We start from the raw sequence: 1,159 nt of genomic DNA, 5'->3' as shown, positions 1-1,159 counted from the left end.
GCAGCTGCTCCCGCCGGGCCTGCCGGGACAGGCGGCTCGGTGTGGTGGCCATGGTCTCCCTTGCGGTCGTTCTCCAACCTAAGCTACAAAATGTAGCTTCATCGATGCGAGGGGGAACCCGCAGTGGGACAGCCGCAATCGGTACTGATCCTGGGCGGTACGGGGCAGACGGGCGCCCGGGCCGCCGCCCTGCTGCGCCAATGGCATCCGGCACTGCCGCTGACGATCGCCGGCCGCGACATCGACCACGCCCGGCGGGTGGCCGACGAACTGGGCACCGCAACAGCGGTGACCACCGACCTGCGGCACGGCGAACTCGGCCTGCCGGCAGAGCACCACTACTCGGCGGTGATCGCCGCACTGTGGGACAAGCACCTGAACGGGCTGCGCTACGCCCAGCACCGCGGGCTGCCCTACCTCAGCATCTCCAGCGGCCTGGCGGACATCGCGCCGGAGGTCGTCGCGGGCGCCCACCGGACAGACGCCGCGCCGATCCTGCTGGCCAGCCACTACTGCGCCGGCAGCGTCGTCCTGGCGGCTCTGCACTCGGCGCGGCAGCTCGACCGGATCGACACCATCCGCATCGGTGCCGTCCTGGACGAGCAGGATACCGGCGGGCCCGCGGGAAAAGCGGATCTGCAGCGCTGGTCCGCCGCCACCCCGGCGGCAATGGTGCGCCAAGACGGAGTCTTCACCTGGATCAGCGGCCCGGACGCACAAGCGCAGGTGCGCAGCACCGACGGCACCGTTGTGCCCGCCCAGAGCATCGCCATCCTCGACGTACCAAGCCTGGCCCTGGCGACGAACGCGCCCGATGTCCGCTTCGACTTCGCCGTCGGCGAATCCGTCGGCCGGCGCCGCGGCGAGCCCGCGTCCTTCGAGGTCCGGATCGACATCGAGGGCGCTGATCGAGGGGGCGCGCCGATCCGCAGGAGCAGCTACCTGGTCCATCCGGCAGGGCAGTGCCCCCTGACCGCACTGGGCATCGCACTGGGCACCGAGCGCTTGCTCGGACTGCGCGGCGAGGCCGTCACGCCGGGCATCCATATGCCCGAGGCGCTGATCGACCTGGCCTATGTGGTCGAGCGGATGGCCGAGGCCGGTGCTGTCTTCACCGACGCAGCACCCGGCGTCAGCTGACCGCCACGCCCCTCAGTAC

The 1,159-nt window shown here is 71.0% G+C and carries 1 protein-coding gene; it reads left to right on the top strand.

The features are described 5' to 3' along the window. Positions 1–123 precede the first annotated feature (123 nt). Complete coding sequence (locus tag ACQKIP_RS47945; protein ID WP_427745926.1) at positions 124–1,140, top strand: saccharopine dehydrogenase; 1,017 nt, start codon at positions 124–126, stop codon at positions 1,138–1,140. The last annotated feature ends 19 nt before the right edge of the window (positions 1,141–1,159 follow it).

Origin of the sequence: Streptomyces sp. NPDC059900, assembly GCF_050270335.1 — a bacterium.
GTDB lineage: Bacteria > Actinomycetota > Actinomycetes > Streptomycetales > Streptomycetaceae > Streptomyces.
The sequence above is the reverse complement of the archived record's forward strand: the minus strand, read 5'-3'. Positions and strand labels throughout refer to the sequence as shown.